Annotated in this window: 3 protein-coding genes and 1 tRNA gene; 3 read left to right on the top strand and 1 reads right to left on the bottom strand. The window is 70.1% G+C overall.

Going from position 1 to position 6160, the window contains the following annotated elements; all coding sequences use genetic code 11:
• The first annotated feature begins 69 nt into the window (after positions 1-69).
• From GZ997_RS09940 to GZ997_RS09930, 3 genes are all read left to right on the top strand, one after another.
• A tRNA-Arg gene (locus GZ997_RS09940) sits at positions 70-142 on the top strand.
• A 92-nt stretch (positions 143-234) separates the two neighbouring features.
• Positions 235-4410, top strand: a complete 4176-nt coding sequence (locus GZ997_RS09935) for a DNA helicase (RefSeq protein WP_162679771.1) — start codon at positions 235-237, stop codon at positions 4408-4410.
• 35 nt (positions 4411-4445) lie between these two features.
• The gene (locus GZ997_RS09930; RefSeq protein WP_161923553.1) at positions 4446-4643 is read left to right on the top strand and encodes a transcriptional regulator; all 198 of its coding nucleotides are present in this window, start codon (positions 4446-4448) and stop codon (positions 4641-4643) included.
• A 671-nt stretch (positions 4644-5314) separates the two neighbouring features.
• On the opposite strand, the gene GZ997_RS09925 is transcribed toward GZ997_RS09930, so the two are convergent.
• Entirely contained in the window at positions 5315-5968 is a 654-nt protein-coding gene (locus GZ997_RS09925; RefSeq protein WP_162679770.1) for a transposase, read from the bottom strand.
• Between the last annotated feature and the right edge of the window lie 192 nt (positions 5969-6160).

Here is a 6160-nt window from a genome sequence, read left to right as displayed (position 1 = left end):
CCCCCCCCCCCCCCCCCGACGGTACTCACTGCCGTTACGATCAGGTAGGATCGCAGCCGTCCTCAGCCGGCCCTCGTAGCTCAGGGGATAGAGCACCGCTCTCCTAAAGCGGGTGTCGCGCGTTCGAATCGCGCCGGGGGCACTCGAATGCAACCAATGTTCCGGCATGCTAGTAACGGCGCTTCCGGTGCGTCGGCACCGTCCGGGGCGGCGGGGCGGATATCGTGCGGGGATATGACGCCTTCACTGTTTTCTCTGGGCCGCAACCGGCGCGACGCCGGGGCGCGGGCGCGTGACTCCGAGGGCGCCGACCGGCCCGATCCGCCAACGACTGTTGCGCCCGAGCAGCCGGATGACACCCCGCCGGAGGACTCCGACCGCAGGGCACGCATTGATGAGGCACTGGCTGCCTGGCGGCAGGAGCTTGCCGACCTCGGGGGGACCTCCAGCCTCGACGCATTCTCCGAGCGCGATGGCATTGTTGACTTGACGGCCGCGCATCCCTCGGGGCTGGCCCAGCTGTACGCAGGCCGCCCCACCCACCTGGGCAGCCTCGTGCGTGAGCGCGTTGCCCTCGGCGTCGCCCGCCAGTCCCTGCGCGAGCTGGCCGGTCGAACCGACCAGCTCTCCAGGCGATTCGGTGTTGCCCCCGTTTACCTGGCCATCGGCGTCGCCGGCTGGACCGAGCCGGTATCCGCCGCCAATGATGCGGACGTCCCTGCCGACCCGGACTCCTTGGGCGGTAGCTCCGCTGACCCTTCCGTCGACGCCGCGACCGTTGCCGGACCGCCGGCAGCCGTGCGTTCGGTGCGCGCCCCCGTGCTGCTGCGACCGGTGCGCCTGTCCAGTGCCGGCGCCGACGCCTCCCTCACCCTGGACCGCTCGATCGAGGTGAACCCGGTCCTGACCCGGGCACTGCGCCGACACGGCTGTGCGGCGGACGTGAATGTCGTCGCCCGTGCCACCTTGGCGGATGACGGCTTCACTCCGCGCGACGCCCTGAGCTCCATCGGCGCGCTGGGCCGGGAGTACCTGCCCGGCTTCGAGATCCACGAGCGCCTGGTAGTGGGAGCTTTCGTACACCCAGGGCAGGCGCTGGTGGAGGATTTCGACGCCACCATTGACCGGGCGCGCACCTCCGCACTCGTGGCGGCCGTCGCTGGCGACGCCGCTGCCCGCGCGGCCCTGGACGTCACCCTGCCCCAGCCGGATCCTTCCGATCGGGCACCGGAGCGGGAACGCGGCGTCGGCGACCTGGATCCCGCCCAGCTCGACGCCGTCGAGGCGGTTGGCACTGGTGCCTCACTACTACTGGACGCCCCTCCTGGATCCGACGTCGCCGCCACCCTCGCCGCCGTGATGGCGGATGCCGCCGCCCTGGGCCGCACGGTGCTGCACGTGCCCGCCACTAGCGCTGACGGGCATGCCGTTGCTGACGCGTTGCGCGAGCTCGGCCTGGGCGCCATCGTGCTGGACCTGACAGAGGATCCCGCTTGGCGGCGCCACGCCGCCGAGGGCATCAAGGCCGCCATGGGTGTGAACGTGCCGGATCTGGACGTGACCGCGATCGTCGGTATGCGCAGTCGGCTGAGCTCCGTGCGTGACAAGCTCTCCCGGTACGTCACTGCCCTGCATACGCCGCGCGAGCCGTGGGGGGCCTCAGCCTACGACGCGCTTCAACAACTTGCCGAGCTCACCTCCGGGCGGGTGCGTGCGCGCACCAGTGCCCGCGTTGTGGCAGGCCGCCTGGAGCGCCTGGATGCCCCCGGCCGCGAGCGTGCCGCGGAACTGCTTCACCGCGCCCACGCGCTCGGCCTGTTCACCAGCTCCCTGGCCGACTCCGCCTGGAACGGCATGGTGGTTGACGACGTCGACGACGCTACCGACGCGCTGGCACGGCTTACTCGGCTCGCTGACGAGCTCCTGCCCGCGGTGCGCGAGCAGGTGGTCGCGGCGGCGGACTCCACTGGGATCACCCGGGCGATTACGCTCGCGCAGTGGTGTGAGCAGCTGGAGATGCTCGACGGGGTGCGCGACTCCCTCGATGTCTTCCTCCCCGAGGTCTTCGAGCGCTCCGCCGCCGATATGGTCATCGCCACCGCGTCCAAGCAGTGGCGCCAGGAGCACCGCGTAGAGATGGGGCGGTCCACCAGGCGCCGGTTCACCAAGCAGGCCAAGGACCTGGTTCGTCCCGGCCGGGAGGTCGCCGACCTGCACGGGGAGCTGGTTAAGGTGCAGCAGCGCCGGGAGGTGTGGCGCCGCTACGACCCGGACGGGGGCTGGCCCCACCTGCCGCAGGGCCTGGATGAGATGCAGCGCGTGGCTGCCCGTGCACGCGAGGCGGTTTCCGCACTGCAGCCCGTGATCGGTGCGGACAACTCCCTGATGGACCTGCCGCTGGTGGACCTGGAGGAGCGCTCCCGCGTCCTGGCGGCCGACGACGTCACGGTCCACAAGCTGCCGGACATCAATCGGGTCACGACCGCCCTGGATGACCTGGGACTCATCCCGCTGCTGGATGACTTGGCGTCCCGGCAGGTGGAGCCGGAGCAGATCGACGATGAGCTCGCCTACTGCTGGTGGTCATCCCTCCTGGCGCAAGTCATGCGTGAGGACCCCGACCTGGGCGGACTGGACGCGGATGCCCTCAATGACCTGGCCGTGTCCTTGCGGGAGTTGGATGCCGCTCAGGCGGACTCCTTGGCCGGCCCGGTGGCCCAGGCCTGCGCACGCCGCGTGCGGGAGGCGGTCGACGCCGACAAGGACGCCGCCCGCAGCCTGTACCGGGCGCTGTCCCTGGAGGAGGGGATGTCGCTGCGCGATGTCATCGCCTCGCACCCCATCGCCATGGTTGCCAAGCCGGTGTGGATCATTCCGCCCACGCTGGTGCCGCAGGTATTCGCTGCCGACGCAGTGGTGGACCTGGCCATTCTGGACGCATCCACGAATGTGCCGGTCTCGCAGGTGATTCCCGCCTTCGTGCGCGCGGAGCAGGTGCTTGTGGTCGGCGACCCCAGGCGCGCTGCTTCTGGGCTGGCAGCCGAACTGGGCCCGCACCTGCCGCAGGTTACGCTGCCCACGGGCCGCAACACCTTGGACGCGGAGATCGCCGCGTTCCTTGCCGCGAACGGCTATGACGACGTCGTGGAGGCAATTCCGGCGCCGCCCGGGCGCTCGCGTCTGTCGCTGGAGCTGGTTGAGGGGCGTGGCATGCCGGCACCGGGCCGTACCGCCGTGGAGTCGGTGCCGGCCGAGGTCAGCCGGGTGGTGGACCTGGTTATTGATCACGCGCTGACTCGTCCCGAGCAGTCGCTCGGTGTGATCGCCCTGAACGCGCGCCACGCGGAGGAGATCCGCCGCGCGACGGCCGCCGCCGTTGTTGGCTCGCCCGCCCTGGCCGACTACTTCGAGACCGGTGTGTCCGAGCCATTCGTCGTCGTCGACTTGGGGGAGGCGCGCTCCCTGCGCCGCGATCAGATAATCGTCTCTGTCGGCTACGCGAAGACTCCGCACGGCCGCACCATTCACAGCTTTGGTGCGGTCAGTGATATCGGCGGCATGGTGGGGCTGGTTGAGGCCCTGTGCGCCTCCCGCGGGGGCACTCAGATTGTGTCCTGCCTGGGTCCGGATGACATCGACGCCGGGCGTCTGCACGCGCCCGGTGCCCGCCTGCTGCGCGAGGTGCTGGTGCACGCCGCCGACTCCGGCAGGCAGTATCCGCAGCAGGAGGAGGTCGCCCCGGAGCGCCTGCTCGTGGAACTGGCCGAGCACCTGTGGCGTAAGGGCCTGGTGGTTGTGCCCCGCTACGGCATTGAGGGCGGCGTGCGCATTCCCTTGGCGATCGGTCACCCGGATCTGCCGGGGGAGCTACTCGTCGCGGTGCTCACCGACGACGTCGACTACGTGGCGCAGCCGAGCCTGCGGCGGCGGGACCGGCACTGGATCGAACGCTTGCAGCAGCGCGGCTGGCACGTGCACACGGCGTACTCGGCAGGTGTATTCGTCGATGTTGAGACGGAGGCGAAGAAGATCGAGGCGCAGGTGCTGGCGGTGCTGGCCTCCCGCACCGAACCGGTCAGGGGCGCGCCACCGCTGCCCGAGCGCCCGGGGGAGGACGATCCGCTGGTGGAGTCGGCTTCTACCGATCCGGGGACCGCGGCTGATGCGGCCCCACGCGGCGACTCACCGGAGCCGCCCCGGCGGGGCGATCGTCCGCCGATCGCCCAGGGGCTGCCGTTGCAGGCCTATTCCGACGATCAGCTCGACGAGCTGGTTGCCTGGATCCGCTCCGACGGCGTGGAGCGTACCGCGGCCGAGGAGACTGAGGAGCTTCGCCAGGCGCTGGCCCTGAGTCGGCGTGGTTCCGGGATTGACGCGGTGCTGGCCAACGCGGTTCGGCGGACCCGGTGAGCGATTCCTCAGGGTCGCGCCGGAGGCGACGCGTCGTGGCGCTGTCACCCCAGGACGCCGCCCGGGTTGCCCAGGGCGAGTTGCCGCAGGCGCAGGCGGAGGCAGAGCGCCGCCGCGGCGTTGACGCGCTCAGTGGCGCCCGTGCCCGCGATGGCGGTGTGCTAGGACGGGAATCATCCGATCATGCCAACGATGCCCGCCTACTGCGGGAGGTGCCGCCGCACTGGGGCTGAGCCTGCGTACCGGTTGACGCGGCGCCCGCAACGCCTTCCCTTCCGGTTCGTGCCGCCAGGTACCCCAACCGGAAGAGCCGGTCATGGGCCTGAGGGTTATCGGCGTAAACGTGGTGCTTTAGACCGGCGTGTCGTGTGTTCTAGCTGGTTGGTCCGGCCCGGCCTTTGGGGGTCCTGAGGCCTTCTTCGGGGGTGGGGGTGGTGCCCCATCCGGCGGGGTGCGTACTGGCGCTAGTGGTGGCCTCCGGCGTAGGGGACTGGGCGGCTTTGCATGACACTGCACGACCCTGGGTGATACTGCACGACCTTGGTGCGCACTGCACGACCCCGGGGTGGTCGTGCAACGTACACCAAGGTCGTGGAACGCGGCCCGAGGTCGTGCAAGACACGGGGCGGGTAAGCGGTCCGGGCGCCGGATGCGTGTGCCGTGCCTTGTCCCGGCTTTGTCCCGGCTCTGTCCCGGGGTGGATCTAGTGGCGTGGTGGCAGTTGCGGGGTTGTCGGCGCGAGTGTGTGTGCGGTTGGTGCGTTTCGTGGTGTTCTAGCTGGTTGCTCCGGCCCAGCCTTTGCGGGTCCCGAGGCCCTCTTCTGGGGATGGGTGTTGTACCACCGCCTGGGGCCGGTGCGGGCGGCGGTTTTGGGGTCCTGCTCGGCGGTGGCGCGCTGGTTCAGTCAGCACCGGTACTGGGTGCCGTAGTCGTTCAGGGTTACCAGCCACCCGGTGGCCTGCTCAACAGTGGAGATGCTCAGCAGCTTGCGCGAGTGGCGTAGTAGGGCCTTGCCGGGGGTGGTCTTGGGGCGCAGTGTCAGGTCTCGGACCGTGTCACGGTGTACGTGGATCAGGCACCGCTGGATGGGGGTGCCCGGCCAGGTGGCGGCGATGGCCTTTAGGGCGCCGCCGGCCCCGTCGGTGGTTGCCAGGTCGGGCGGGGCCAGGTCGGCTAGCAGCGCCTGGTAGGCCGCCGCGCTCTCGGACGCGGCCCACTGCCAGCCGATCACGTATGTGGGACTGCGGGCTACCAGGAGCACCCATTTGTGGGCCAGCCACATCCCGTCGATGAAGATCAGGGAGTGCACCTGGCCGGTAGCCGGCGGCTTGGGGACGGGGACGTCCCAGCACCAGGCCATCCGGCGGCCAAACGCCCTGTCGCTGCCACCGGAGATGTCGGCCTGGGACCGGCTGCCGGTCGCCCAGTCGATGAACTCGCCCAGCACCGCCTGCTCGGCCCCACCCGGCGAGAGCGGGCGCGGCGCGGTGGCCAGGGACCGGCAGGCGGTGCACTTCCACCGCCTGGTGCCTGCGGCGGTGCGGCCGGACTTCTTCATCGGGGTCTGGCAGATCGGGCAGAGCCTTGCTCGTGGGGACCGTGTTCTCACGGCACGCACATCTACCCGCGAATGTCAAGCACCGCCCCGGATTAACCTCCCAAACCATAATCACCCCGACTTTCCCGCACCACACCAGCCAAAACCCCGATCTTAAGCACCACGTTCGCGCCGATAACTCGGGCCTGATGC

Origin of the sequence: Actinomyces sp. 565 (assembly GCF_010365615.1) — a bacterium.
Taxonomy (GTDB): Bacteria; Actinomycetota; Actinomycetes; order Actinomycetales; family Actinomycetaceae; genus Actinomyces.
Note: the sequence above shows the minus strand (reverse complement) of the source record. Positions and strands in the feature narration are given on the sequence as shown.